Annotated in this window: 23 protein-coding genes and 5 pseudogenes; 16 read left to right on the plus strand and 12 right to left on the minus strand. The window is 68.6% G+C overall.

Annotated features, from left to right (window positions below; all coding sequences use genetic code 11):
* Positions 1–186 precede the first annotated feature (186 nt).
* From BN1555_RS37385 to BN1555_RS37390, 3 genes and pseudogenes are all read right to left on the minus strand, one after another.
* Entirely contained in the window at positions 187–591 is a 405-nt protein-coding gene (locus BN1555_RS37385) for a DDE-type integrase/transposase/recombinase (RefSeq protein ID WP_093804364.1), read from the minus strand.
* A 25-nt stretch (positions 592–616) separates the two neighbouring features.
* Positions 617–814, minus strand: a pseudogene (locus tag BN1555_RS41875) (IS3 family transposase); the annotation flags it as partial.
* 199 nt (positions 815–1,013) lie between these two features.
* Positions 1,014–2,456, minus strand: a complete 1,443-nt coding sequence (locus BN1555_RS37390; protein ID WP_304364565.1) for an NF041680 family putative transposase — start codon at positions 2,454–2,456, stop codon at positions 1,014–1,016.
* Positions 2,457–2,789: 333 nt separating this feature from the next.
* Between BN1555_RS37390 and BN1555_RS37395 the strand changes: the two genes are divergently transcribed.
* From BN1555_RS37395 to BN1555_RS37410, 5 genes and pseudogenes are all read left to right on the plus strand, one after another.
* Positions 2,790–3,983, plus strand: coding sequence for a spore photoproduct lyase family protein (locus tag BN1555_RS37395; RefSeq protein ID WP_093804366.1), 1,194 nt, complete (start codon positions 2,790–2,792; stop codon positions 3,981–3,983).
* 462 nt (positions 3,984–4,445) lie between these two features.
* Positions 4,446–5,294 carry a bis(hydroxyethyl) terephthalate hydrolase gene (locus BN1555_RS37400; RefSeq protein WP_107081162.1) on the plus strand — a complete coding sequence of 283 codons (849 nt, stop codon included), beginning with the start codon at positions 4,446–4,448 and terminating at the stop codon, positions 5,292–5,294.
* Between the two features lie 471 nt (positions 5,295–5,765).
* Complete coding sequence (locus tag BN1555_RS39785; RefSeq protein ID WP_218058281.1) at positions 5,766–6,092, plus strand: IS110 family transposase; 327 nt, start codon at positions 5,766–5,768, stop codon at positions 6,090–6,092.
* Positions 6,093–6,107: 15 nt separating this feature from the next.
* Entirely contained in the window at positions 6,108–6,836 is a 729-nt protein-coding gene (locus BN1555_RS37405) for a transposase (protein ID WP_218058282.1), read from the plus strand.
* Between the two features lie 16 nt (positions 6,837–6,852).
* Positions 6,853–7,062, plus strand: a pseudogene (locus tag BN1555_RS37410) (IS3 family transposase); the annotation flags it as partial.
* Between the two features lie 176 nt (positions 7,063–7,238).
* Here BN1555_RS37410 and BN1555_RS37420 read toward each other — a convergent pair.
* The gene (locus tag BN1555_RS37420; RefSeq protein WP_093804368.1) at positions 7,239–7,847 is read right to left on the minus strand and encodes a TetR/AcrR family transcriptional regulator; all 609 of its coding nucleotides are present in this window, start codon (positions 7,845–7,847) and stop codon (positions 7,239–7,241) included.
* 36 nt (positions 7,848–7,883) lie between these two features.
* Here BN1555_RS37420 and BN1555_RS37425 point away from each other — a divergent pair, with 36 nt between their 5' ends.
* Complete coding sequence (locus tag BN1555_RS37425) at positions 7,884–8,675, plus strand: alpha/beta fold hydrolase (protein ID WP_093804369.1); 792 nt, start codon at positions 7,884–7,886, stop codon at positions 8,673–8,675.
* Positions 8,676–9,423: 748 nt separating this feature from the next.
* On the opposite strand, the gene BN1555_RS37435 is transcribed toward BN1555_RS37425, so the two are convergent.
* Complete coding sequence (locus tag BN1555_RS37435; RefSeq protein WP_093804370.1) at positions 9,424–10,032, minus strand: TetR/AcrR family transcriptional regulator; 609 nt, start codon at positions 10,030–10,032, stop codon at positions 9,424–9,426.
* Between the two features lie 93 nt (positions 10,033–10,125).
* Between BN1555_RS37435 and BN1555_RS37440 the strand changes: the two genes are divergently transcribed.
* Positions 10,126–10,872, plus strand: a complete 747-nt coding sequence (locus BN1555_RS37440) for an SDR family NAD(P)-dependent oxidoreductase (protein WP_093804371.1) — start codon at positions 10,126–10,128, stop codon at positions 10,870–10,872.
* A 202-nt stretch (positions 10,873–11,074) separates the two neighbouring features.
* Here BN1555_RS37440 and BN1555_RS37445 read toward each other — a convergent pair whose 3' ends face one another.
* Both BN1555_RS37445 and BN1555_RS37450 read right to left on the minus strand, forming a co-directional pair.
* Positions 11,075–11,365 carry a transposase gene (locus BN1555_RS37445; RefSeq protein ID WP_369689055.1) on the minus strand — a complete coding sequence of 97 codons (291 nt, stop codon included), beginning with the start codon at positions 11,363–11,365 and terminating at the stop codon, positions 11,075–11,077.
* A gap of 518 nt (positions 11,366–11,883) precedes the next feature.
* Positions 11,884–13,051: pseudogene (locus BN1555_RS37450) on the minus strand (IS701 family transposase).
* A gap of 227 nt (positions 13,052–13,278) precedes the next feature.
* Here BN1555_RS37450 and BN1555_RS37455 point away from each other — a divergent pair.
* Positions 13,279–14,136 carry a class-II aminoacyl-tRNA synthetase family protein gene (locus BN1555_RS37455; protein ID WP_093804372.1) on the plus strand — a complete coding sequence of 286 codons (858 nt, stop codon included), beginning with the start codon at positions 13,279–13,281 and terminating at the stop codon, positions 14,134–14,136.
* 52 nt (positions 14,137–14,188) lie between these two features.
* Here the strand turns inward: BN1555_RS37455 and BN1555_RS37460 are convergent.
* Positions 14,189–14,626: pseudogene (locus BN1555_RS37460) on the minus strand (ATP-binding cassette domain-containing protein); the annotation flags it as partial.
* Positions 14,627–14,791: 165 nt separating this feature from the next.
* On the opposite strand from BN1555_RS37460, the gene BN1555_RS37465 reads away from it, so the two are divergent.
* The gene (locus BN1555_RS37465; protein WP_093804374.1) at positions 14,792–16,012 is read left to right on the plus strand and encodes an IS256 family transposase; all 1,221 of its coding nucleotides are present in this window, start codon (positions 14,792–14,794) and stop codon (positions 16,010–16,012) included.
* A 41-nt stretch (positions 16,013–16,053) separates the two neighbouring features.
* On the opposite strand, the pseudogene BN1555_RS37470 reads toward BN1555_RS37465, so the two are convergent.
* Positions 16,054–16,416 (minus strand): annotated as a pseudogene (locus BN1555_RS37470) (ATP-binding cassette domain-containing protein); the annotation flags it as partial.
* Positions 16,417–16,418: 2 nt separating this feature from the next.
* Complete coding sequence (gene leuA / locus BN1555_RS37475) at positions 16,419–18,227, minus strand: 2-isopropylmalate synthase (RefSeq protein WP_093804376.1); 1,809 nt, start codon at positions 18,225–18,227, stop codon at positions 16,419–16,421.
* 180 nt (positions 18,228–18,407) lie between these two features.
* Between leuA and BN1555_RS37480 the strand changes: the two genes are divergently transcribed.
* The 6 genes from BN1555_RS37480 (at position 18,408) to BN1555_RS37505 (ending at position 22,379) form a co-directional block, all read left to right on the plus strand.
* Positions 18,408–19,097 (plus strand): FadR/GntR family transcriptional regulator, encoded by a 690-nt coding sequence (locus BN1555_RS37480; protein WP_093804377.1) that lies wholly within the window; start codon positions 18,408–18,410, stop codon positions 19,095–19,097.
* Between the two features lie 26 nt (positions 19,098–19,123).
* On the plus strand, positions 19,124–19,867 hold the full coding sequence (locus tag BN1555_RS37485; protein WP_093804378.1) for a thioesterase II family protein: 744 nt from the start codon (positions 19,124–19,126) through the stop codon (positions 19,865–19,867).
* A 194-nt stretch (positions 19,868–20,061) separates the two neighbouring features.
* On the plus strand, positions 20,062–20,370 hold the full coding sequence (locus tag BN1555_RS37490; protein WP_176710387.1) for a transposase: 309 nt from the start codon (positions 20,062–20,064) through the stop codon (positions 20,368–20,370).
* Positions 20,367–20,972: an IS3 family transposase gene (locus BN1555_RS37495; protein WP_093804380.1), complete on the plus strand. Its 606-nt coding sequence runs from the start codon at positions 20,367–20,369 to the stop codon at positions 20,970–20,972. The genes BN1555_RS37490 and BN1555_RS37495 overlap by 4 nt, the downstream gene beginning before the upstream one ends.
* Positions 20,973–20,987: 15 nt before the next feature.
* Positions 20,988–21,284 carry an IS3 family transposase gene (locus BN1555_RS37500; RefSeq protein ID WP_141662992.1) on the plus strand — a complete coding sequence of 99 codons (297 nt, stop codon included), beginning with the start codon at positions 20,988–20,990 and terminating at the stop codon, positions 21,282–21,284.
* A 300-nt stretch (positions 21,285–21,584) separates the two neighbouring features.
* Positions 21,585–22,379, plus strand: coding sequence for an IS5 family transposase (locus BN1555_RS37505; protein ID WP_093804415.1), 795 nt, complete (start codon positions 21,585–21,587; stop codon positions 22,377–22,379).
* Here BN1555_RS37505 and BN1555_RS37510 read toward each other — a convergent pair.
* Positions 22,327–22,860: a hypothetical protein gene (locus BN1555_RS37510; RefSeq protein WP_093804382.1), complete on the minus strand. Its 534-nt coding sequence runs from the start codon at positions 22,858–22,860 to the stop codon at positions 22,327–22,329. The two genes, BN1555_RS37505 and BN1555_RS37510, sit on opposite strands and share 53 nt — an antisense overlap.
* Before the next feature lie 298 nt (positions 22,861–23,158).
* On the opposite strand from BN1555_RS37510, the gene BN1555_RS37515 reads away from it, so the two are divergent.
* The gene (locus BN1555_RS37515) at positions 23,159–23,548 is read left to right on the plus strand and encodes a hypothetical protein (protein ID WP_093804383.1); all 390 of its coding nucleotides are present in this window, start codon (positions 23,159–23,161) and stop codon (positions 23,546–23,548) included.
* A gap of 284 nt (positions 23,549–23,832) precedes the next feature.
* Here the strand turns inward: BN1555_RS37515 and BN1555_RS37520 are convergent, their stop codons facing one another.
* Positions 23,833–24,015 carry a hypothetical protein gene (locus BN1555_RS37520; RefSeq protein ID WP_093804384.1) on the minus strand — a complete coding sequence of 61 codons (183 nt, stop codon included), beginning with the start codon at positions 24,013–24,015 and terminating at the stop codon, positions 23,833–23,835.
* Between the last annotated feature and the right edge of the window lie 214 nt (positions 24,016–24,229).

Genomic DNA, 24,229 nt, shown 5'->3' on the forward strand with positions numbered 1-24,229 from the left:
TCTTCCGTCTTTGAGCGCGGGGTGGCCGGGTGATGGAACTTCGCGATTCTTGAGGCATTCTCACCGTCTCCGAGCGATCTGCAGTCGGGCTGAAGTCGAGGAGGCCCGGTCAGCCGACGCAGAGAACCGCGAGTGCGGTTCGAGGGCGCGCACAGACTGTCAATCCCCTCGGGCTGTGGAGATCTTTCAAGCGGCCGACTCCGCGGTGGGGTCGGCCTGGTGGTTTCGTTCGTAGTCGATCGGGCTGTGGTAGCCGCATACGCTGTGTAGCCGTCGGTTGTTGTGGAAACCGGTGATCCAGGTCGCGGTCCGCAGCTGGGCCTCGGTGCGGGTGGTGAAGGTGTGCCGGTGGACGTACTCGGCCTTGAGCACGCTGTTGAACGCCTCGCTGACGGCGTTGTCGAAGCATGATCCGACGCGGCCCATGGACTGGGTCACGCCCAGGCGGTGACAGGACCTGCGAAAGCGCCGGGAGACGTATTCGCTGCCGCGGTCGCTGTGGAAGATCACGCCCCTGACGTCGTCGCCGCGGGTGGCCGTGGCCATGTTCAGGGAGGCGACGACGAGCTCGGCGTCGTGACGGGCGCCCATCGCACAGCCGAGCAATTCGACGCGAGAACAGGTCGATGACGGTGGCCAGGTAGAGCTTGCCCTCACCGGTGGTGATCTCGGTCATATCACCGCACCACAGCTGGTCCGGAGCGTCCGCGGTGAAGTCACGGCGCACGAAGTCCGGGGCCGCCGGCCGTCTGCCGGGCCGGGTCAGCCCGCGCCGATGGCGGACCTTCCGTCCGACCAGGCCGAGTCCGGCCATGAGGCGGGCCACGGTGTTCACCGAGACCCGCCATCCCGCGCGGAAAGGTGTCAGGCCGGGCCCCCGGCCTCAGCCGTTCGCCACAAGCCCGACAGTTCCTCTCTCCGGCCCGCCCGGTGCCCTTGGACACCACGCCAGCGTAGGACCCAAGGCCACCCGTAACCGGGGATCAGAAACAGGTACTGAGCTTGTTCTTTCTCTACCAAGATCTTCCGGGCTTGCCGATGGCCTTGAGGGTTTCGGGGCGTTTGACGGTCTTGCCGACGTCATAGCGGGGTGCCCGGTGCCTGTTCTTGGCGCCGGGTGGCCGTCCTGGGCCGGCGCCGCGGGGTTTGGGAACGCGAGCCGGGCAGACGAGGTGAGCGCGGATGTTCCTGAACCCCCGGCGGACCCGGGCGGGGGTGAGCCGGCTGGAGGCGGTGGGCTTCTCCCAGGGCCGGCGGAGGTCTTCGGCGAGAGGGCGGGCGAGCCGGAGCTGGGGGTGAGCGACGATCAGGATCCAGGTCCAGCGGTCCGCCGCCTCGGGAGTACGGAGTTTCGGGGTGGTCCAGCCGAGGGTCTGCTTCGCGAAGCGGAAGGTGTGCTCCAGATCGAAGCGGCGGAGGAACGCCTGCCAGAAGCGGTCCACATCGTCCGGGGTGGCACCGGTCTTCGAGGACCGCAACCACACCGGCGGAGCATCCCGGTCCTTCGATAGACGCTCGACCTTCAACCGGATCAACGTGCCTTCGACCAAGGGCAGTTCGCCGTCGTGGTCGAGCCATGAGGAACGGTGGGCGAGCCGGGGATGGACCCGGTCCCATGCCTGTGTTTCGGCCTTGCCGTAGTTGGTGGTGCCGGTGACGGTGGTGATCGCGGGCTCGGGCCAGGTCTCCGGCTTGGTGAAGCGGAACTCCGGTCCGTGCTTGGGTGGCCGGCCGTTCGTCCCCGGTCGGCGGGACGGCTTCGGCAGGCGCATGACGCGGTCGGAGCGGACCCGGCCGACCAGCTCGACCGGCAGATCGCGCAGGACCCAGGCCAGGCGGGTGACGTCGCAGCCGGCGTCGCTGACGATCACGATATGCGGATCCCCGTTCTGCCACTGTCCCGCGGTGATGAGCCGCTCGGCGACTCCCCGCAGCTGGGCGGCGGTGACCGCGGTCGCGTCGTCGACAGGTCCGAGGCGGACCGCGTCCAGGATCGCGGTCCAGAAGGTGGCGCCCGGCTCCAGCACGGCGACGAAGGAGTAGGGCCAGCCCGGGATGAACTGCGAGGCCGTCTTCGCCCGGCCGTAGACGTGGCAGAAGAGCCGTTCCGCCGAGCACGGCGCGTCCGAGCGGAGCCACGGTGACACGTCGACCGCCAGGACCAGGCGCCCGCCGTCGAACCGCGGCAGCGACAGCCCGGCCAGCACCGTCCGCAGCCGACCGGTGTCGATGCGGCCGTGGTTCAGGCCGCCGTACATCGCTCCGTGTCCACGACGATGTTCGGGCAACAGTGTCAGGTCCACCGGGGACTTCACCGCACCGTCGGCACACAGCACCGCGTCCGCCAGCTCGAACAACTCATCCCGCCGGGCGGTCAGACACTCGTAGAACTCTCCCCGGAAGCGTGACGCTTCCGCGAACGCTTCCCTCCGTACGGCATCAGGCAGCAGACTCACCCCCACGGCCTTCGTCCTGGTCAGTGCACCTTGGTCGGAGCACATGATCAGACGAAGGCCGCCCCCGCGTCCGGCGAATCCCCAGGTGAGCGACTCAGTTCGAGACACTGTTCGAGGCCGGAAGAAAAAGAACAAGCTGAGTCGCGGTCCCAGGTCCCTGAGCTCTTGGGTCCCCGAGCCGGTGCACCACCGCGTACCCGTGAGCCGGTCCGCGGAGGCGCGGGGTACCGGGCCGCGGTCAGGACGCGTACAGTGGAACGTCCTGTTTTGTACGCGCCTGTGTACATGACTCTCGCGTGTCCGTCTCAGCCTCTCACCCGCCTCGGAGCAGCCATGCACCACCCGTCCGCCGTGCCGGACGACGGCTCCGACACCCTGTTCGGTCTCGACGCCCTGGGTGTCGGCGACACCCCCGCGCCCCCGGCCGGGGCCGCCGGTCCCGGCCCGTTCTTTTGGGACTCCCCGGCCGCCCGGCGCCTGCTGCCCGTGCGCGAGATCCACGCGGAACCCGTGGCGGCGGCCTCTCCCCGGGGCCGGCAGGTCATCGCGCGCTTCCCGGACGCCCGGGTGGTCGAGGTGGACTCGCACTGGCGGATCCCCGGGCTGCACGGCAACGAGGGCAACGTCGACCGATGGGTGCGCGTTAAGGGTGAGACGTTGGTCCTGGGCGAGAAGAAGACGCTCACCACCCGCCCCAACGGCCGGTCGGCCGACTGGATCGCGCCGGGCCCCTCCAACGGCTGCGCGATGGCCTGCGCCTACTGCTACGTACCGCGCCGCAAGGGGTACGCCAACCCGATCACCGTGTTCACCAACATCGACCGGATCATTGCCCACCTCGGCCGGCACGTCAGGAAGCTGGGTCCGAAGGCCGAGCCGAACCAGTGCGACCCCCAGGCATGGGTGTACGACATCGGAGAGAACGGTGACTGTTCGGTGGACGCGCTGATCTGCGACAACATCGCGGATCTCGTGCACGCCTTCCGGCAGTGGCCCACCGCGAAGGCGTCCTTCGCCACGAAGTTCGTCAACCCCGACCTGCTCTCCCTCGACCCGCGCGGCCGGACCCGCGTCCGCTTCTCCCTCATGCCCGCGGACGACTCCCGGCTCCTGGACGTCCGTACGTCACCGGTGGCCGACCGCATCGCCGCGGCCGCCGACTTCCTGGACGCCGGTTACGAGGTCCACTTCAACCTCTCCCCCGTGGTGGTGCGCCCCGGGTGGCAGGCGGACTGGGCCGAGCTGCTCCGGCACCTGGACGACGTCCTGCCGGACCGCGTGAAGCGGCAGGCGGCCACCGAGGTGATCATGCTGACGCACAACCGGGAGCTGCACGAGGTCAACCTGGGCTGGCACCCCCGCGCCGAGGAGGTGCTGTGGCAGCCGGACCTCCAGCAGGCCAAGCGCTCGCAGAACGGCGCCCTCAACGTCCGCTACCGCAACCAGGTCAAGGCCGAGGCGGTCGCCGCCCTCCGCGACCTGATCTCCGCCCACGCCCCGTGGCTGCGGGTACGGTACGCCTTCTGACCGGTCTGTGGGAGGCGGGAGCCTTTCCTGACGGGTGATTCCACAGATGCCCCAGGGGCTGATGTGGTCCTACGTTGATGCTGCTTACAGCGGTCCGGGCCTCGGAGCCCGGTCGTACCCGGTCCCCGCAGGTGTGGGCGCGGGCAGAGAGGGGCTTGACGATGGACGGTTTCCGGTGGGTGACAGCAGTGGTCGGTCCGTGTGCCGCGGCTGTCCGGCCGGGAGCGCCTGACGAGCCGTCCGCTCCCGCGCCGGGCGGAGACCGGGCGCCGCTGGAGTGACACCCGAGACAACATCCTGGTTCCGTGACGCCCGTGGAGTTCCCCACCCGGGCATCGGCGCACGGGGCTGGGCGAAAGGACCCGTTCGTGCAGGAATCCCCGCTTTCCGCTCCCATTCCCTCCCCCACGCCCGCGGCGGCCGACACCCCGCCGCGTCACCGCCCGGTCGCGCGGCCCGCTCGTGGGCCTGCTGGCCACCCTCGCCGCGGTCGCCGGTCTGGCCACCACCCTCACGGGCGGCGCGGACGCCGCGGACAACCCCTACCAGCGCGGCCCGGCGCCCACCACCAGCGGCATCGAGGCGACGAGGGGCCCGTACGCCGTCTCGCAGATGTCCGCCTCCCGGCTCGCCGCGAGCGGGTTCGGCGGCGGCACCATCTACTACCCCACGAGCAACAGTGACGGCACCTTCGGGGCGGTGGCGATCTCACCCGGTTACACCGCGTACCAGTCGTCGATCGCGTGGCTGGGGCCTCGGCTCGCCTCCCAGGGCTTCGTGGTGTTCACCATCGACACCATCACCACGTCCGACCAGCCGGCCACGCGGGGTGACGAGCTGCTGGCCGCGCTGGACTACCTCACCAGGAGCAGCGGTGTCCGCACCCGGATCGACAGCTCCCGGCTGGGGGTGATGGGGCACTCGATGGGTGGCGGTGGCTCGCTCGAAGCGGCCAAGGACCGGCCGTCGCTGCAGGCCGCCATCCCGCTCACCCCGTGGAACCTCGACAAGACCTGGCCGGAGGTCCGGACCCCCACCCTGGTGATCGGCGCGGACGGCGACAGCATCGCGCCCGTCTCCTCGCACTCCGAGCCGTTCTGCCAGAGCCTGCCGTCCACCCTGGACAAGGCCTACCTGGAACTCAACGGCGCGACGCACTTCACCCCGAACACGTCGATCGCGAAGTACAGCATTTCCTGGCTGAAGCGGTTCATCGACAACGACACCCGCTACGAGCAGTTCCTGTGCCCGCTGCCCCGCGCGAGCACGACCATCCAGGAGTACCGCGGCAACTGCCCGCACACCTCCTGACCCACATGTGATCCACATATGACCCACGGACTGTGTGCCGCGCTCTTGCACTCGGTTCGCTTCCACCCTCTAGGTGCTCTGCCACGCCGACCAAGTAGTCCAGACCATTCCGGACGGGTGGAAAGTGCACCTCACCTGCGAGCTCCGCTTGGCGCACCTGGACGCCGCCGGTATCGCGGCCACGATCGGCTCGGTCGGCGACGCCTACGACTGTCAGTCTGTTCTCACCGGATCCCGCAAGGATCGGGTAGTCCCGGCTGTGGCGGTCTGACTCTTGCTTACGACCGACCCAACAGGTGTCCTGGCGTTGATCTGTCGACCGCCTGGCCGGGCACGCAGCAAGCGCTGCCACCGGACGGACGTGACCTGATAGGAGCCTGGAGCCGACTCGTCAAAGCGTCCCCGTGACAGTCCTGTCCGGCCGGCCGGCGGCAGCGTGAACACCCACGTTACCGACCGGAGGGAAGCACGGTGCACACCAGCGAGCAAGTCAGGTCCGGGCACATCGTGATCGGCGTCGACACTCATAAGCACGTGCACGTCGCAGCCGTCATGGACACGATCGGCGGGATCCTGGCGACCTTGACGATTCCCACCGACACCGGGGGCTTCCAGCAACTGCTGGACTGGGCAGCCCCGTTCGGCAGAATCCTGGCCTTCGGGGTCGAGGGCACCGGCTCCTACGGTGCCACGCTGGCCTCTTTCCTGCGCAGGAACGGCCACAAGGTCGTCGAGGCGGGCCGCCCGGACCGGCGGCTGCGGCGCATGAACGGCAAGTCCGACACCCTGGACGCCTAGAACGCCGCCCGCGCCGTGCTGGCCGGCTTCGCGACGGCCACCCCGAAGACCGCCGACGGCGAAGCCGAGATGATCCGCCAGCTCAAAATCGCCCACGAGCAGGCCGTCGAACAACGCGCCGCAGCGATAGTCACAATCAAGGCAATGCCCGTCCACGCCCCGGACACACTTCGCGCGGAGATTGCGGGCAAGACGCAGATCGCCCTGGCCCGGCACCTGGCCGGCCTGCGCCCCCGCCACCTGGACACACCCGAGGACGCGCTCTGCCACACCCTGCGCACTCTCGCCAAGCGGTGGCAGTACCTGGACGCCGAGGCCAAAAAACTTACGAAGATGATCGCCGACCTCGTCCGGCGAACCGCTCCGCAACTGCTCGAGCCCTTCGGTATCGGCGTGGACACCGCCGCGGAGATCCTCATCGTGACCGGCGACAACCCCGAACGCATCAAGTCCGACGCCGCCCTCGCCAAACTCGCCGGCATCGCCCCGGTGCCCACCGGCTCGGGCATGACCAGCGGCAGACACCGCATCAACCACGGCGGCCACCGCCAGCTCAACGCCGCGATCTACCGCACCGTCATCGTCCGCATGCGGTTCCACCAGCCCACCATCGACTACGTCGCCCGCCGCACCACCGAGGGCAAGACCGAACGAGAGATCATCCGCTGCCTCAAGCGCTACGTCATCCGCGCGGTCTACCACCTGCTTCGACCCGCCCCACGAACAGCCTCTGCCGCGAGTTGACAACTATAGGAGCGTCAACGCCCTCGCCGAGTCGTTCTTCCAGGGCCTCAAGCGCGAGTTGCTCCACGGACGCCGCTGGACCTCGAAGGCACAGGCCCGGCTCGAGCTGTTCCGCCGGCTTTCGTACTACAACCGGCGCCGTCGCCGCTCCACGCTCGGCTATCTCACACCAGCCGAGTTCGAACAACAACTCATCACGACACGTACGCTGTCACTCGTCGCATGAAACCCGGTGTCCACTCCCCGGGATCAACCTCACCCTCCCCTTGCCCAGGTGCACCCGACGCCCATAGTCACCCCGTCCGCTCACCGCCTTCGACGCACCCGAATACTTGGCAGCGTGATCAACGAGTACAGACACGCGGCCTGACCAGCAGCGACGAATTTTCGAACGGCACACCCTCACGGCGTGAGCTTGCGGATCAGGTCTTGGGTGAGCCGTACCGCCGCGAGCAGCTCCTCGCGGGGCGCGCCGAGCCGGGCGCGTACCGACAGTCCGTGCCAGATGGACTGGACGAGTCCGGTGAGGGCCGCCGCGTCGGTGTCCGCGGCCAGGTCGCCGTCCCGGATCGCGCGGTCGATGCGCTCGCGCAGGGTCCGTTCGTTCGAGTTCTGGAGTTCGGCGAAGTAGGCGCTCGCGTCGAGCGTGCTCGTGCTGTCCGTCATCACGGCGCTGCTGAGGAGGCAGCCTGGGTGGGTGTTGCTCGGCTGGCTGAACTCGTCAACCGACTCGACGAGGACGCGCTCGACGACGGCATGGACGTCCCCTTCCTCAACGGCCCGCGCGTAGATCTCCCGGTAGCGCTCGGCGTAGGTCCGCACGGCCTCCTCGAACAGCCCGGCCTTGCTGCCGAAAGCGGCGTAGAGGCTCGATGTCGACAGCCCGAGAGCGGCGGTCAGGGCGCGCGTCGAGGTGCCTGAATAGCCGCTCCGCCAGAACAGGCGGGCGGACTCGAGGATCACGTGATCCCGGTTGAAGGCCTGGGGGCGCCCCCGCTGTCGTTGTTCCACCCTTGCATTGTAGAGCGTTTGCTCCATAATCGATTTATGGAGCAAACGATTCAGAAAAGAGTGTCGGTCGCTGGCGGCAGTTGGGTCACGGTCGACGTGCACGGCGACCCCGGCGCCCCGGGCCTCGTCGTCCTCCCAGGCGTGATGAGCGACGCACACGCGTGGCGCCACGTCGCCTCGGCCATCAGCGCCTGGCCCTCCGTCATGGTCGTCAACCGCCGGGGCCGCACTCCCTCAGGGCCGCTGACCGACACCTACTCGCTGCGCACCGAGGTCGAGGACCTGGGCGCCGTCCTCGACGTCCTCCCCGGCACGTCGGTGGTCTTCGGCTGGAGCTACGGAGGCCTGATCGCGCTGCTCGCCGCCGACGAGCGGCCCCTGCGCAGGCTGATCGCCTATGAGCCCGTGATGCGGCCCTTCGGCCGTCACGCCCTGCCCGACCTCAAGGCCGCGCGGGAGAACGAAGACTGGGAGGCGACCGTCGACATCGTCAACCGGAAGATCACCGGCCTGGACCCGGCACGGGTGAAGGCCTTGCGGGCGGACCGCGAGGTGTGGGAAGCCCTCCGTCGCCTGAGTGAACCGCTGTATGACGAGACGCTGGCCGTGAACGAGCCGCTGCCGGACGTCCTGGCTCGGCGGGCGGACCACGTCGATCTGATCGTCGGCGGCGCGAACCGGGGCACCGCTCCTTACGGGACGGCCTTCGACGACATCCGCCGGCGTGTCCCCGCCGCCGTGGTTCACGAGCTGCCCGGTCAGGGCCACCTCGTCCACCTGGAGGCGCCCGCGCAGCTCGCCCGCCTGATCGACGGGCTGGCAGGGTGAGCGCGTAGGTTCAGTGCGGTGCCGCCGTAAGACAGTGTGTCTGCCAGTGCGGCTGCGGCTGCGGATCGCAACCCACGCGGCCGCACGGCGGTCCTCCCCGCAATGGAATGACCTTCTGCCGGAACACCGCCCCGGACACCGCACGCGCCGATCATGGAGCGGGGTGACCGTCGTCCGGCTGCCCCGCTGCGCCACAAGACGACGGCAGTCGAGTTGAGGGGGAGAACCGGGTGTCGGTAGATGGGGTGCGGGAGTCGGCGGCCGCGGGCCGGGGGCGCTGTGGGAGGAATCGGCCTGGGACGGAGCGCAGGCAAAGACACTGGCCCTGGTTCGGCGACGTGCCGGGCGACCGAGCCGACGCCGAGGCGGGCGTACCGCTCCAGGGAGCGGACGGAGGTGTGGCGGGAGCGGGCCAGCAGCATCGGGGTAGAGGTGCCGCCCTCAGCGTCGTGTGTCAAGGCGCTGTGCCGGAGCCGGTGAAGTGTCCAGCCATCCAGGTCCTCGATGCCCTCGGGCGAGGCGAGCGGGGTGGTCAGCAGTCGGTGTTCTCCTCGAAGTTTTCCTCAGCCCGAGCACCTGTCCATCCGGCATGGACGCACGGCCAGATCACCGTGCGCGCCCCCACCGCCAGCCTGATCGCGGCCACCAGCCTTGACCGTGACGACGGCCTTGTCGACGGGCGTTGTCACTGGTTTGAGTGCGGTTCCTCGCTTTGGGTGGCGCGCTACGCGCCTGGGGGCACCGGCTGTCAGGCGGGCGGCCAATTTCGCAGTGCCGCGTCGGCCACCTGCTGGAGTTCGGAGCGGGTGGCGCCGCTGGCGGCCTGGACGGCGATGCCGTTCGCCACGGTCATGACGTATCGGGCGAGCAGTTCCGGGTCCGCGCCGGGGGGTAGATCACCCTCGTCGACAGCCCGCTGGAACCGGTGGCGCAGGCGAGTGCGGCCGTCGTCGCGCCAGGTGATCAGTGCGTCCCGGGCGGCCCGTCCGGAGTCGCCGGAGGCCAGCGAGCCCTGCACACCCAGGCACCCGGCGGGGCAGTCGGGGCGGGTGGTCGTGCTGACCGAGCCGGCGAGGAGGGCCTTGGCCACCTCCCGGGCGCTCGGCTTCTCCAGCGCGCGGGCCGCATAGGAGGCAGGGCCTTCGGTGTAGCGCTCCAGAACCTTGCGGAACAGTGCCTCCTTGTTGCCGAAGGCCGCGTACATGCTCTTGCGGGTGATGCCCATGGCGCTGGTCAGTTCGGTGAGGCTGGCTCCTTCGTAGCCCTGCTTCCAGAAGACCAGCATCGCCCGCTCCAGGGCCTCGTCGGCGTCGAAGCCTCTCGGCCGGCCGATCGGCGCTTTCCGGGTGATCTCCATGCCTCCCATCCTACCGTCTCGATACTGATCGGTGCAGAAGTGCTACGGTCTACTTCTGCACCGATCAGTATCTAAATTTAAGGAGTTCAGACAATGGGGCAGTTGGAAGGCAAGACCGCCGTCGTCACCGGCGGCAGCACAGGAATCGGCCTGGCCACCGCCGCGCGGCTGGCATCCGAGGGCGCCCATGTGTTCATCACCGGCCGACGCGAGGACATGCTCGACAGGGCCGTCGAGTCGATCGGTTCTGCGCTCACCGCGGTGCCGGGCGACATATCGGAGCCGACCGACCTGGACCGGCTGTACGACGCGGTCCGCGGGCGCGGCCGGGGCCTGGACGTGCTTTTCGCCAACGCGGGCATCGCCACGCTCGCGCCGCTGGCGCAGGCCACCGGTGAACAGTTCGATCAGATCTTCGGCGTCAACGTCCGTGGCACGCTGCTCACCGTGCAAAAAGCACTGCCGTTGCTCAACGACGGCGCCTCGGTAATCCTGAACGACTCCATCCGCGCCGACGACGGCCGGGAGAACTTCGGCCTGTACGCGGCGTCGAAGGCCGCGATCCGGTCCCTCGCGCGGACCTGGGCTAACGAGCTGAAAGGCAGAGGCATCCGGGTCAACACGGTCGCGCCGGGCGCGATCGACACCCCCGGAGCCGACATCGCCATCGGCGAGGAGAACGCGGCCGCCGTCAAGGCGGAACTCGCGGCGGGAGTGCCGATCGGCCGCAGGGGGCGCCCGGAGGAAGTCGCCGCCGCCGTGGCATTCCTTGCCTCCGAGGACAGCAGTTTCGTACTCGGAACCACCCTGCACATCAACGGCGGCGAAAACCAGTTCTGACCCCGCCACGCGGAGTCCCGCCCTGCCGCGGGCGCGTCGCAGTCTGCGGCATTCCGCCTGGCCGATACGAGCATCCGCGCCTGAGGGGCCTCGCGTTTTCCGGACAGGCTTCCGACCGTTTACTTCACCCGGCGATTCGCAACTTCTCGTACTCGGCGTGGACTTCGCGCGGAGGGCGGTATTGATCAGAAACTCATGGGGTTCACTCGGCGATGACGTAGCGGACGTGCCGACCGCCGAAGTATCCGCGCACGATGTGAGGTTGGCGTTGTCGGCGGTGGAAGAACCTGTGGGTTTCGGCGGCGAGTTCGGTCTGGTTCCTGGCCCGGTGGGTGTGGGGCAGGCTGCGTTTGAGGTCGGCGTTGACCAGTTCGTCGGGGTTCAGCCCGGGTGAGTACGAGGGCAGGAAGTGCAGCTCGATCTGGTCCTCGTGGTCGGCGAGCCAGGCCCGGACCGCCTTGGAACGGTAAACCGAGTGCCGGTCGACGATCATCGCCAACGAGCCTGAACTCAAAGTGTTTCGGATCAATATGCAGGGCTTGAATCCCGGAAGTGGAGTGGATGATACCGCTTGCGAACGAGGATTCGGCCAAAATGAGCGCCCAAGGGGCGGATGTTCGATCCCTCGCTTGACAATTGGAAGGCCGTGCGAAGTCCGTCGGCGATAATGCGACACCGCGCACCGAATTGGCCTGAAGTCGCTGGTGTTGCATAAGCGTGAACCGGGCCATGTCACACGTCGGCGCTTACTGGCAGGTCGTCCGGTGTTCTGCTCCGGGGGCCAGGCGAAGAGCGGCTACGGGGTGAAGCCTTGCAGGGGCGGTGAGTACTGCAACCGTGTTTGGCGTGACGGTGTGTCGGTGTATGGGCTGTGGCCTCGTCGTCTGTAGTGGCTGATGCGTGCTCGGTGCTGTGCCTGTCGTCGCCATCTGGATCCGTGCAGGACCTGGGTGATCGGTGGGAGGAGCCGTGCTGTGAGGTGGGCGGTCAGGCGGCGGATCTCGGGCGGGCTCAGCGGGACAAGGTGCTGCTCACCGGGTTTGGATCCCCTTTTTTGAACTCCTGTGCACGCACGGTTGTGAGGTAGGCGTGGGCTGCCATGGCGAGGGTGATGTGCCGGTACCAGGCGTGGTACTTGCGGACCTGGTAGTGGTCGAGGCCGCATTCGTTCTTCGCGCTCTGGAAGCACTCCTCGATCGTCCAGCGGCGGCCGGCCACGGCCAGGAGGGTGTTCAGGGTGGTGTCCTGAGGTGCGAAGCAGACGTAGGAGGCGATCTCGGTGGGATCGGTGATGCTGCGGCGGGCCAGTACCCAGTGCTCGACGCCCTCCTCGCGCCGGGGGCAGATGGGGGCCCGGGCCCAGTCGTAGACGCGCTCGCCGTGGGCGCCCCGTCCGCGGGAGCGGCGTTTCCGCGCCTGCCGGGGCAGAATGGCGACCAGCTCTTCCACGGGGTGGTCCATGCGTGAGGCGGTGACGACGGTGTCGGTGCGGCGGGTCGCCAGCACGTGGAACACCCCGCGCTGTTCGAGCCAGTACCGCAGGCCTTTGACCTGCCCGTATGCCTCGTCGGCGGTCAGCCATGCGAACGGCACCCGCGCGGCGAGGGCCCGCTCGATCATGCTCTTGGCGTGTTCGTTCTTCGTGGCGAAGGCGATCTCGTCGGGGACCGCGGCCGCGCGGCAGCGTTCCCGGTCCCCGGTCCAGGACGCGGGCAGGTACAGCTCCCGGTCGATCAGCGTGTGACCGGCATCGGTGGCATAGGCCAGGAACGTGCCGACCTGGCTGTTCTCGACCCGGCCCGCCGTGCCGGTGTACTGGCGCTGGACCCCGGCCGAGCGAACCCCCTTCTTCAGGAACCCGGTGTCGTCCACGACCAGCACCGCCTGCCGGTCACCGAGGTGTTCGACCACGAACTCCCGGATGTCGTCACGGACTTCGTCCGCCTCCCAGCCGCACGTGTTGAGCAGCCGCCGCAAACGGTCCGGCCGGCCATGACCCGCATGCTCGGCGACCGTCCACGCGTTCCTTCCGCTCCAGCGACGACACCAGCCCCCGCAGATAGGCCAGCGCCGACTCCCGGGGCTCCGAGCGCTGAAACCGGTGCAGGAACCGCTCATGCACCTCCTCCAGCCCCGCCACCCACCGCCACACGTCACCGACTTCGAGATCCCCGCCCATGACAGGAACAACGACCACCACAACACACCGACACGCCAAACACGGTTGCAGTACTAGGGCAAAGCACTTGTGTGCCCGGTCTGTTGGCTCGGCCCGAGGCGCGTTCCCGCCCAGCCCTGCCGCCGCTCGGACCTGTCGCCGTGCCGCCCTATCCGCCCCGAGGGGCCGACGGACTTCCCCAGGCCGGACGTGCGTTCCCAGGCTGCAACGAATTGGAGGAGCTTGTGATGAGCATCAAGACCGGCGTCCGCGCGTCAGCAGGACTGGCCGCGTTGGAGGCGGAGCCGACCCGGCTCGCCGAGACGCTCGATCGCATCTGTACCCGCTGGGCCGAGGCCTCCGGCGCGGCCGCACTGACAGTTCCGCCCCTGTTGCCCGTCGGCGACTTGGCCTCGCTCGACGTCTACCAGAACTTCCCCCAACTGGCCCTCGTATCCGCGGCCCTGGACGTCGAGACGGCCGGGGCGTCGCAGATCGAGCAGGAGGCGGCCCGCGGAGCCCTCACCGCCGGTTCCCTCCTCCCGGCCGATCTCGCCCTGCCCTCCAGCGCCTGCTACGGGGTCTACCTCTACTACCGGAACCGGCAGGTGCCCCACGAGGGTGAACTGGTCACCGTGTTGGGGCTGTGCTTCCGCAACGAGGACCACTTCGACGGACTGCGGCGGCTCAAGGCGTTCCGGATGCGCGAGGTCGTAGCGCTGGGCACTCCCGAGCAGGTCGCGGCCCACCTCGACCGCTCGGCGCAGTTCCTGGATGCGCTGGCCGGCGAGATCGGGCTGCCGCTGGTGCGGCGCGCTGCCTCCGACCCCTTCTACGACAGTTCCGGAGAACGGGCCGCCTTCCAGCAGGTCGTCCCGGTCAAGCACGAGTACGTCTACCGAGGCATGGCCATCGCTTCGGTGAACACCCACTTCACCTTCTTCGGTGAGCGGTGCTCCGTATCGCTGCCCGGTGGCAGTTCGGTCTCCACCAGCTGTGTCGGCTTCGGTATCGAGCGCTGGCTGCATGCGCTGGCGGACCACTTCGACGGAGACTGGAGCCGGGCCCAGGACGCCGTCGAGAAGGCCGAGAAGGCAGTGTTCTGATGACGTCGGGGCGGGTCGCACCGGGTCGACGTGACCCGCCCCGACACCCTCGTCAGCGGGAGTGCGGTCTGGCCGGGCGGCTCGTTCGCACACTCCAGCGCCCGTCGGCGCGGGTGAGGTGGATCGGATGGTCGAAACACTTGCTGACCTGGTCGCCGGTCAGGACCTCCTCGACCGGGCCGGCGCCCAGGCAGCGTCCGTCGCGCAGCAGCATCACATGCGTCGTGCCTGGGGGAAGCTCCTCCAGGTGATGCGTGACCAGTACCGATGACAGCTCTGGACAGGTGTGCTGGAGTGTATCGATCCGTTCGATGAGCTGCTCCCTGCCTGCGACGTCCAGTCCCGTCGCGGGCTCGTCGAGCAGCAGCAGCCGCGGACTCGGCATGAGCGCCCGCGCGATGAGCGCCCGGCCCCGTTCGCCCTGGGACAGGGTAGGCCAGCGGGCACTGCGGCGGCCTTCGAGGCCGAGCAGTGCGATGAGGCGGTCGGCCGACGGATGGCGTCCCGCAGTGTGGTGTAGGGGATCTCCGCGGTTGAGTGCGCGGGTTCTGCTCCCTGTGGTGCACCGCCTGCCGGTGACTGTGCCCTACTCAACTGGCAGGCCACCGTGCAACTGTCCGGAGTGAACGGGCAGTTCGACCCCAGGGGGTGCACGGTGGCCTTGTCCCAGCATGACCTACTTCGCCTGCTTGAATCACTACGTTCGGCCGATGGTCTTGAACTCGTCCGCGAGGTCGCCGAGCGGCTGCTGCAGGAACTGATCGAGGCCGAGGCCACTACAAAGATCGGAGCCGAGTGGGGCGAACACACCGGCACCCGCACCACCTGGCGCAACGGCCACCGCGAAAAAACCATGACCACGCAGGCCGGCGACCTGGAACTCGCCATCCCGAAACTGCGGGCCGGGAGCTTCTTCCCCAGCCTCCTCGAGCGCCGGCGGCGCATCGACCAGGCCCTCTACGCGGTCATCATGGAGGCATACGTCCACGGCGTGTCCACCCGCTCCGTCGACGACCTCGTCAAAGCCCTCGGCTCCGACACCGGGATATCCAAGAGCGAGGTCTCCCGGATCTGCGCCGACCTGGACGAACAGCTCGACGCCTTCCGGACCCGTCCGCTGGACCACATCCGCTTCCCCTACCTCTTCCTCGACGCCACCTACGTCAAGGCCCGCGTCGATCACCGCATCGTCTCCCAGGCCATCGTCATCGCCACCGGCGTCACCCAGGACGGCGGCCGGGAAGTCGTCGGTGTCATGGTCGGCGACAGCGAAACCGAAGCGTTCTGGGCCCAGTTCCTGCGTCACCTGCGAGAACGTGGAATGAGTGGCGTCCGCCTGGTCATCTCCGACAGCCACAGCGGCCTGGTCAAAGCGATCCGCAAGGTCATGCTCGGCTCCGCCTGGCAGCGCTGCCGGGTCCACTTCGTCCGCAACGTCTTCGCCGTGATCCCGAAAGGATCTGCGGAGATGGTCGCAGCCACGATCCGCACCGTCTTCGCCCAGCCCACCGCAGACGCCGTCCGCACCCAACTCGACACGGTCGCCGACATGCTCGGCCGACAGTTCCCCAAGGTCAGAGAGATGCTGCTGGAGGCCAAAGAAGACCTGACCGCGTTCGCGGACTTCCCCCACCAGCACTGGAAGAAGATCCAGTCCACGAACCCGCTGGAACGGCTGAACCGGGAGATCAAACGCCGCACCGACGTCGTCCAGGTCTTCCCGAACCCGACCGCCGTCCTCCGCCTCGCCACCGCGGTCCTCGCCGAACTTCACGACGAATGGATCGCCTTCCCCCGCCGCTACCTCTCCAACGAGAGCATGGACGCTCTCTACATCGACATCCCGACCGTCCTGCCAGCGGCGTCAGACGGCTGATCGCCTACACCACGGGAAGGGACGTGACCGGCCGACGCCACCTGCTCGGCCGTCGGGTTCCAGCGGGGAACCCGCTCGATGGTGTTGGTCAGGCCGGTCAGTACCACGTCCTGGACTCTCAGGGGAGAGCGCAGCGCATGGCGGGGGTCGACGTGGCCGACGTAGGAGCGCAGTTGTCGCATGTCGACCCGGCCCAGCTTATGGCCCAGGAGTTCCACGGTGCCCCGGGTGGGATGCGCGAGTGCGCCCAGGAGGCTGAGCAAGGTGCTCTTGCCCGCGCCGTTGGCGCCGAGCAGCGCCCAGTGTTCCCCGGGCTGTACGGTCAGGGAGACCTCGTGCAGGATCGGATTGCCGTCGCGGACCAGGTCCACATTGCTGACGCGGAGTACGGGGGTCGGGTTCATGGTCAGGCCTGCGCTGCGCGGTTGACGGCGGCCATGACGGCGTGTACCGAGGCGGCGAGGACGGAGGTGTCCCAGCCCGCGCCCCAGCGGGTGGTGCCGGCCACGCGGCATTCGGCGTAGGCGACGGCGGGGCTGCCCGGGCCGGTCCCGGTGGCGTGCTCGGCGTAGCCGAGGATGTCGACCGGGATCCCGGCGACGGCGAGGGCGTCGGTCAGTGCCGACAGCGGTCCGTTGCCGGTCCCCCGGTGGCTCCGTTCCTCCCCGCCGCTGCGCAGCGTGCAGGTGAACTCGTGCTCGCTTGGAGCGGTCTGCCCGGTGGTCCAGTCGCCGAGTACGACCGGTCCGTCCTCGGCCGGTGTGAGGTAGGTGGCACGGAAGAGTTCCCACAGGTCCTGATGCGTGAGTTCCCGGCCGCTGGTGTCGGTGGCCTGCTGGACCGTGCGGGAGAAGTCCGGGCGCATCTTATTGGGCAGGTCCAGGCCGTGGTGAACCTGCAGCAGGTGGGCGATGCCACCCTTGCCGGACTGGGAGTTGATGCGGATGACCTCCTCGTACGTACGGCCGATGTCGGACGGATCGATGGGCAGGTACGGAACTTCCCATGGGGCCTCCTCGGCCGGGATGCCCTTCTCGGCCGCCTGCTTGGCGTGGTGGGCCATGCCCTTGGAGATGGCGTCCTGGTGTGTGCCGGAGAAGGCCGTGTGGACGAGGTCGCCGGCGTAGGGATGGCGAGGGTGGACCGGCAGCCGGTTGCAGTGCTCCACGACTTCGCGCACGGCGTCGATGTCGGAGAAGTCGATCATCGGATTGACGCCCTGCGCGTACAGGTTCAGGGCGAGAGTGACCAGGTCGACGTTGCCGGTCCGCTCGCCGTTGCCGAACAGGCACCCCTCTACGCGCTGCGCCCCGGCCAGGACGGCGAGTTCGGCGCAGGCGACGCCGGTCCCGCGGTCGTTGTGCGGGTGTACGGAGAGGATCACCGAGTCACGCCGTGCCAGGTGGCGGTGCATGTACTCGATCTGGTCCGCGTACACGTTGGGGGTGGCGATCTCCACCGTCGCCGGCAGGTTGTGCACCACGGGACGGTCCGGGGAGGCCTCCCACAGCTCGGTGATGCTGTCGCAGACCTCCAGGACGTAGTCCGGTTCCGTGAGGTTGAAGACCTCGGGCGAGAATTCGAACCGGATGTCCGCGCCCGGCTGCTCCTGCGCGCGCCGCATCAGATGGGTGGCGGCGTCGAGGATCAGCCGGTGGACGTCGCCGCGGGAGCGGTCCAGGACTACGTTCCGCCAGGTGGGGGCGGTGGCGGTGTAGAGGTGTACGAGGGTACGGGGCAGCCCCTCGATGGAGGAGATCGTACGGTCGATCAGATCGCGGCGGGCCGCGGTGAAGACGGAGATGGTCACGTCGTCGGGGACCGCGCCGCTCTCGGCGAGGTGGCGTACGAAGTCGAAGTCGGTCTGGCTCGCGGAGGGGTAGCCGACCTCGATCTCCTTGAACCCCATGGTGACGAGGAGGTCGAACATCCGGCGCTTGCGCTCGGTGTCCATCGGCTCGGCCAGCGCCTGATTGCCGTCGCGCAGGTCGACCGACACCCACAGCGGAGCCCGCTCGAGCCGCTTGGCGGGCCAGGTCCGCTCCGTCAGGGGCAGTTCGACCCGGGCATGCGCCGGGCGGTAGCGGTGGTGCGGCATCTTGCTCGGGCGCTGCGGATTCCACCTGGGGGCAGTCGACGGAACGGCGCCGACGGGCGTCCGCAGTGTGGGAAACGCGGAGGTGGCGGAGCTGTCGGTGTCGGAGGAAGCAGTCATGCGAACGGAACCTCTTTCGGTCAGCCATCTGGTGACCGGCGCAGCCCGACACCCGCTGCGGGGTGCCGGTCGGATCAGGCCCCGCAGCGGCAGCCGAGAAGGAGCTGACGCAGCGACATGCCGGTACAGTAACCACAGCACCACCCCTCAGACAACCCGAGAAGTAGAAGGTGTTAATCGATGTCACTGGGCGCCTTGCGGCCAACACCTCTGGTCGAGCAGGCCACCGATCGTCTGCGCGAGCAGATCACCGACGGCGACTGGACGGTCGGGACAAAACTCCCCGGAGAGAACTCCCTCGCCCAGATCCTCGGCGTAGGGCGCTCAACCGTACGCGAGGCACTCCGCGCACTCGCCGGAGCCGGTCTGGTTCAGGCACGCCAGGGTGCCGGCGTCTTCGTCATCGCCACGAAGCCCAAGGAGAACTGGTCCACCCGGCTCCGCCAGGCAGCCGTGACCGACGTCTACGAAGTCCGCATGCTCATCGAAGTCGAAGCTGCGCAGATGGCCGCGCAGCGTCGTACCGGCGAAGACCTCTCGTGCCTCGAGGCGGCCCTCAAGCGGCGCCGCGAGGCGGCAGGCGGGACCACCGCCGTGTTCGTCGATGCCGACATCGCCCTGCACGCGACCGTCGTCGCAGCAGCCCACAATCCCGTACTCACCGCCCTGTTCACCGAGTTCGTACCGGTGCTGCGCCAGGGGCTGATCGACCTGGTGGAGCTTCTCGACCTGCGAGCCGGCGACCCGAACCACGGCGACGACGGTCATGCCGTCCTCGTGAACGCCATCGCCGAGGGCGATGCCGAGACGGCCGGGCGCACCCTGCGCGAAGAGCTGAAGCAGACGCTCGACCAACTCCACACCATCTGACACGAATCGACGAGGAGAGCGGCGCCATGCCCGCCCCAGCCCCTTGCATCCGCAGCTCCCGCACCCCGACGTCCACGGCAACCCCCTGGAAGGTCCTGTTCTTCCCCCACTCGGGCGGCTCGGCGGGCTCCTACCAAGACCTCGCCTCCCGCCTGACCGGCATTGCCGAAACGGCATGCGTCGAGTACCCGGGCCGAGGAGAACGTAGGCGGGAGCCGCTCTTCACCGATGTCCACGCCCTCGCCGACGAGGTGGCCGAGGCGTTTGCCGCATGGCGCAAGGACAGGCCGGTGATCCTCTTCGGACACAGCTTGGGAGCCACGGTGGCCTACGAAGTGATCAGAAGGTCCCCGGACCATCAGCACTTGACCCTCGTGGCCTCCGGGCACGTGGCGCCGTCCCGCCTCAACCTGCCCCCCATGAACGACGAGGGTCCCGACGAGCCGCTGATAGAGCTGGTCTCCTCCCTGGGAGGCGAAGCTCCCGCCATCCTGGACCATCCGGTCCTGCGCCAGCTCTTCCTGCCCGTCATCCACAGCGACCTGTCCGCCCACGGCCGCTACCTCCCGGAGCCCGGCTCCGCCATCAGCTGCCCCGTCATTGCCCTCAGAGGAGACGCCGACCCCCTCACCAATGCAATCGACGTCCATGCCTGGCAGCACCACACCTCGTCCGAGTTCCGGGCCCACACCTTCGCCGGCGACCACTTCTTCACAACCCAGCACTCGGAAGCCGTGGCAGACATCCTCCGCGCAGCCATGACCGCCTGACCCACCCTGACAATCGCGTTCAGGGCGGCAATTCCTGTGCCGCCAGGCTTCCCGTCTCCTCCGGCCGCTGCTGACGCAGCGCCACAGCTACTGGTGGTGAGGGAAAGCTGACCTGCGCAGATACTTGAGGTTCCCCCGAGATGCGGAGCATGTTGACAGCAGGTCAGGTGGTTCTCATGAGAGGAACACCGACCATGGCTGCTCCCAGAAAGTACTCGCTCGAATTGCGTGAGCATGCGGTACGCGTGTACCTCACCTCGGAACCGAAGCCGCAGACCAAGAAGCTCGCCGTCGATCTTGGTGTGCGCCCCGAGGCTCTGCGCGGCTGGATCCGGCAGGCCGAGGCGGATGCCGGCGGGCGGGATGACCGGCTGACGACCGACGAACGCGCCGAGCTGGCAGCGTCGCGCAAGGAGAACGCCCAGCTCAAGCGGGCGAACGACGTCCTGCGGACGGCCTCGGCGTTTTTCGCGGCGCAACTCGACCCGGCCCGGCCCGGGTGACCGCGCTCCTCGATGAGCATCCACGCCCGGGAGTCGAGTGCGTACTTCGGGAACTGCACATCGCTTCCTCCACCTACTACCGCTGGCGCCGCGCGGAACGTGAGCCGTGCGAACGCGTGCGCAGGGACGCCGAGCTGACCGGACAGATCAAGCAGATCCACGCTGACTCGGGCGGGACCTACGGCTCGCCACGCGTCCACGCCGCACTCAGACGCGAGGACGTACACGTGGGCCGCAAAAGGATCGAGCGCCTGATGCGTGAGGCCGACATCGCGGGCATCAGCCCACGCGGCAAGGGCTTCACCCGCCGCGACCCGAAGGCCACCCTGGCCCCGGACCTGGTCGAGCGGGACTTCACCGCGCCCGTGCCGAACCGATTGTGGGTCACCGATCTGACCATGATCTCGACTGGTGAGGGGCCGCTGTGGCTCTCGGCGATCCGGGACGCGTTCTCACGCCGGGTGGTGGCCTGGGAGACCTCGGCCCGCGCGGACACCGACCTGGTGCTGACCACACTCGAGTACGCCCTCGCCTCCCGCGAGGTCCAGCCCGGCGAGCTGATCCATCACGCTGATCACGGCTGTCCATACACGTCTGTGTAGCCGACAACGCGCTTGGTGCGGGCCGGTGTCCAGGCGTCGATGGGCTCGGTCGGGGACTCGTTCGACAACGCCCTCGCGGAGAACCTATGGATGATCATCAAGACGGAGTGCATCCGCGGGCGCGTCTTTGCCACCCGGGCCGAGGCGAACCTCGCACTCTTCGAGTACATCGACGGCTTCCATAACTCCCGGCGCGTCCAGAAACGGCTCGGCTATCTCAGCCCGATCGAGTTCGAGGAGAAGCACTACACCGACCAGGCAGCGGCCGAACGAGGGAACCTGAAACCCCGCAAACCCCACCTGACCAGCTGATCAACACCTCCCGCGCAGCGGGGGAACCTCAGAAGCCGTATCTCAACCGGTCATGGAACGTGTGAGTCGAACGGGTTTCCCGCCGGGGTGATCTTCCGGTGGTGGGCGCATGAAGGCAGGGCCCCTTGGTAGCTCGGAGGTGCGAACCGAACCGAGCAGTTCCAGGAGGCCCTGTTGTCGCAGTTCTACGCGCTCGCGCCCGCCTTGTTCAACTCGGCTGCCCGATCGTGTGATCGTCTCGCGCACGTGTACGGGAACGCGGCGGATCATCCGGAGCGGGTACGCCGGTATCCCTCGGACATGACGGACGCGGAGTGGGCGGCGGTGCGGCCGTTGTTGCCGGTTCCGGCCTGGCTGGAGGGCAGGGGCGGGCAGCCCGAGGGCTACTGCCACCGCCAGATGTCGGACGCGATCCGGTACCTGGTCGCGGGCGGGATCTCCTGGCGGGCGATGCCCGCGGACTTCCCCGCCCGGGGGCGGGTCTATGCCTTCTTCCGCCGGTGGCGGGAGTGCGGGCTGGTCGCGGAGTTCCATGACCGGCTGCGCGGGAAGGTCCGTGAGCGCGAGGGCCGACAGGCGGAGCCTTCGGCGGGGATCATCGACGCGCAGTCGGTCCGGGTGTCCGCCTCGGTGCCGGCTTCTTCCAGCGGGTACGGCGGCGGGAAGAAGGTGCCGGGCCGAAAGAGGCATATCGTGACCGACACGCTCGGCCTGCTGCTGGCCGTCGTGGTGACCGCTGCGAACATCGGGGACCGGGAGGCGGCTGTGCCCCTGCTACGACGACTGCGGTCGCTGCACCGGGAGATCACCCTGGTCTGGGCCGACGGCGGTTACACCGGCGGCCTGGTCCACTGGTGCGTGAAGAGACTCGCTCTCGCCCTTCAGGTCGTCAAGCGCACCGACACCATGGAAGGGTTCGTGGTGCTGCCGCGCAGGTGGGTGGTGGAGCGCACGTTCGCGTGGCTGATGCATTCGCGCCGTCTGGCCCGCGACTACGAAACCCTGACGGCCACCGGCGAGGCGATGATCCAGTGGTCGATGATCACGCGGATGAGCCGCCGCCTGGCCCGGCCACCGGCCCGTGGCCGGCGGTGAACATCCCCGACGTCTCCTGGACCAGCCACCCGCGCTCCGCCAGACGCCTCGCCTTCGACCGCACGCCCTCCACCTTCGCCGGCGTCGGCTCCAGCCCGAGCACCACCGCGATCTCCTTGGCCCGCACCGGCCCCTGGGCCGACCGGTCCGCCACCATGCCCAGGACCCGTGGGTAGTCCGGCGAGAGAACAGTCGCGGGCAGCCCTTCGTGCCAGGACGGCACCGTCGTTCCCGGCATCGGCAACGGCAACGGCAACGGTACGGGCACGGATTCTGCGGCTGCCTCCGGCACGGCGGTGGCCTCGTCAGCGGACACGGCCAGGGCCTCGACAAGTTCTTCCCGCGCGATCACTCGCCGGTCCAGTTCGATCTCCGCGGCCTCCAGCACGGCAGCCGCCCGGGCTGCCGCCTCCCGCAGATCTTCGACCCGCGCACGAGCAGCCGCTTCCCTTGCCTCCAACAACCCCAGCACCGACGCCACCGCATACCCCTCACCGAACAGCGGAACAGAACATCGGAACTCTCCCTCACCCCACCCGAAACCATGCCTGACCAGGGAAAATCAACAGATCGCATTCGGTTGAGATACGGCTTCTGAGCGCTACCACCACGGGTTGCGCCACGTCCAGGACCAGCTCACCACCCAGCCCCACCGCCGGGTGTGCCAGCGCCTCCACCTGGACAGTGGTCGTAGCCGGCCCGGCTCCCGCCTCGGATACCGTGTTCCTCTACGGGGTGCCATAACGGATGTGACGCCCCCCACCGGAGGTAGTCAGCGTATGAGTTCAAAGCGCAGCAAGAATCCAGCCCTGCCCGTACTTGACGACGCATTCCGACTCACGTCGGTCAAGGAGGCCGAAGAGTCCACCCGTGACTTGGCCGCGCGGCTGGCCACCACCGAGCTGCGCCGCGTTTCCCACCCGGGCCGGGTCACCTGGGAGCCCACCGATCAGGCCGAGCCCGTACCGGTCCCGCCGACTGTGGTCGACGGTGAGGGGGACCTGTGGCTGCGGGACCGGGGCACGGGCACCTGGACCATGCCCGAGTTCAACCCGAAGGAGTTCCCGGCCCGCTGTGGCGAGGTTCTGACGTGGAACCAGCTTGCCCGCGAGTTCGGCCCGCTGACCGGACTGGCCGACGACCGCCGCATCGGCGGTGGCCGGCGCTGACCGCGCAGCCTTCTGGGATGACCGCGCCCCTGAAGCGCCCGTTACGGGTAGCTGGGAGCTCCTCCAGCTCACCGCCGAGCGCGACGATGGCGGCGAGCAGGTGAGCGTGGTGGTGGCGTGCGACGGCATCGAGCAGCGTGGTGCGGGCCTGGCGCCACCCGATGTCCCCATGAGGCACGCAACCGCATACGGGCAGCTGGCCGGGTACGTGCCACGCGGCGTACCGGCCCCCTCCTGCAGGGGCCGGTACGCCGCAACCCGGCTTCTGTACTCCCGCCTCCGCTCTACTCGTGCGGGAGCTGTCGGCTGATCTCGAGAGCCTGGCGCAGGGCGAGGAGGGAGGGAAGGTCGGCGTCCTCGGTGAACTCCTCCAGCAGTACCCCGATCCGGTGGTCGTGTCCCTCCCGGACGGCTCTCACGGTCTCCTCGATGGCCCGGCACTGGCCCGGTGAGGGCAGAACATGCATTCCAAAGCCCCCTTTCCGGGTGGGCGTCCGCGGGGGGCGCCACCGCCTTCACCCTCCTCCCCTTTGCAGCGCTCTGACCGTGCCCGGCGGGGGCCATCCGGTAATTTCCCTCACAGCGTCATGGGGCTCTTTCCTCCAAGTCCCGGGATGCCCTCCGTACTTCGTACCCGCGCGTGGACATTACGGCCGCCGCCTGCCACCAGGCGGCGCTTGC

The sequence above is a fragment of the Streptomyces sp. Wb2n-11 genome (assembly GCF_001049855.1).
Lineage (GTDB): Bacteria > Actinomycetota > Actinomycetes > Streptomycetales > Streptomycetaceae > Streptomyces > Streptomyces altiplanensis.

Excerpts from the sequence above, each read along its gene's own strand:
- BN1555_RS37490 (WP_176710387.1), top strand. The coding sequence starts at position 20,062 with ATGGCTGCTCCCAGAAAGTACTCGCTCGAATTGCGTGAGCATGCGGTA.
- leuA (WP_093804376.1), bottom strand. The coding sequence starts at position 18,227 with ATGACTGCTTCCTCCGACACCGACAGCTCCGCCACCTCCGCGTTTCCC.
- BN1555_RS37425 (WP_093804369.1), top strand. The coding sequence starts at position 7,884 with ATGGAGCAAACGATTCAGAAAAGAGTGTCGGTCGCTGGCGGCAGTTGG.
- BN1555_RS37395 (WP_093804366.1), top strand. The coding sequence starts at position 2,790 with ATGCACCACCCGTCCGCCGTGCCGGACGACGGCTCCGACACCCTGTTC.
- BN1555_RS37385 (WP_093804364.1), bottom strand. The coding sequence starts at position 591 with ATGGGCGCCCGTCACGACGCCGAGCTCGTCGTCGCCTCCCTGAACATG.
- BN1555_RS37520 (WP_093804384.1), bottom strand. The coding sequence starts at position 24,015 with ATGCATGTTCTGCCCTCACCGGGCCAGTGCCGGGCCATCGAGGAGACC.
- BN1555_RS37435 (WP_093804370.1), bottom strand. The coding sequence starts at position 10,032 with ATGGAGATCACCCGGAAAGCGCCGATCGGCCGGCCGAGAGGCTTCGAC.
- BN1555_RS37480 (WP_093804377.1), top strand. The coding sequence starts at position 18,408 with ATGTCACTGGGCGCCTTGCGGCCAACACCTCTGGTCGAGCAGGCCACC.
- BN1555_RS37505 (WP_093804415.1), top strand. The coding sequence starts at position 21,585 with ATGACGGACGCGGAGTGGGCGGCGGTGCGGCCGTTGTTGCCGGTTCCG.
- BN1555_RS37485 (WP_093804378.1), top strand. The coding sequence starts at position 19,124 with ATGCCCGCCCCAGCCCCTTGCATCCGCAGCTCCCGCACCCCGACGTCC.
- BN1555_RS37515 (WP_093804383.1), top strand. The coding sequence starts at position 23,159 with ATGAGTTCAAAGCGCAGCAAGAATCCAGCCCTGCCCGTACTTGACGAC.
- BN1555_RS37455 (WP_093804372.1), top strand. The coding sequence starts at position 13,279 with ATGAGCATCAAGACCGGCGTCCGCGCGTCAGCAGGACTGGCCGCGTTG.
- BN1555_RS37440 (WP_093804371.1), top strand. The coding sequence starts at position 10,126 with ATGGGGCAGTTGGAAGGCAAGACCGCCGTCGTCACCGGCGGCAGCACA.
- BN1555_RS37445 (WP_369689055.1), bottom strand. The coding sequence starts at position 11,365 with ATGATCGTCGACCGGCACTCGGTTTACCGTTCCAAGGCGGTCCGGGCC.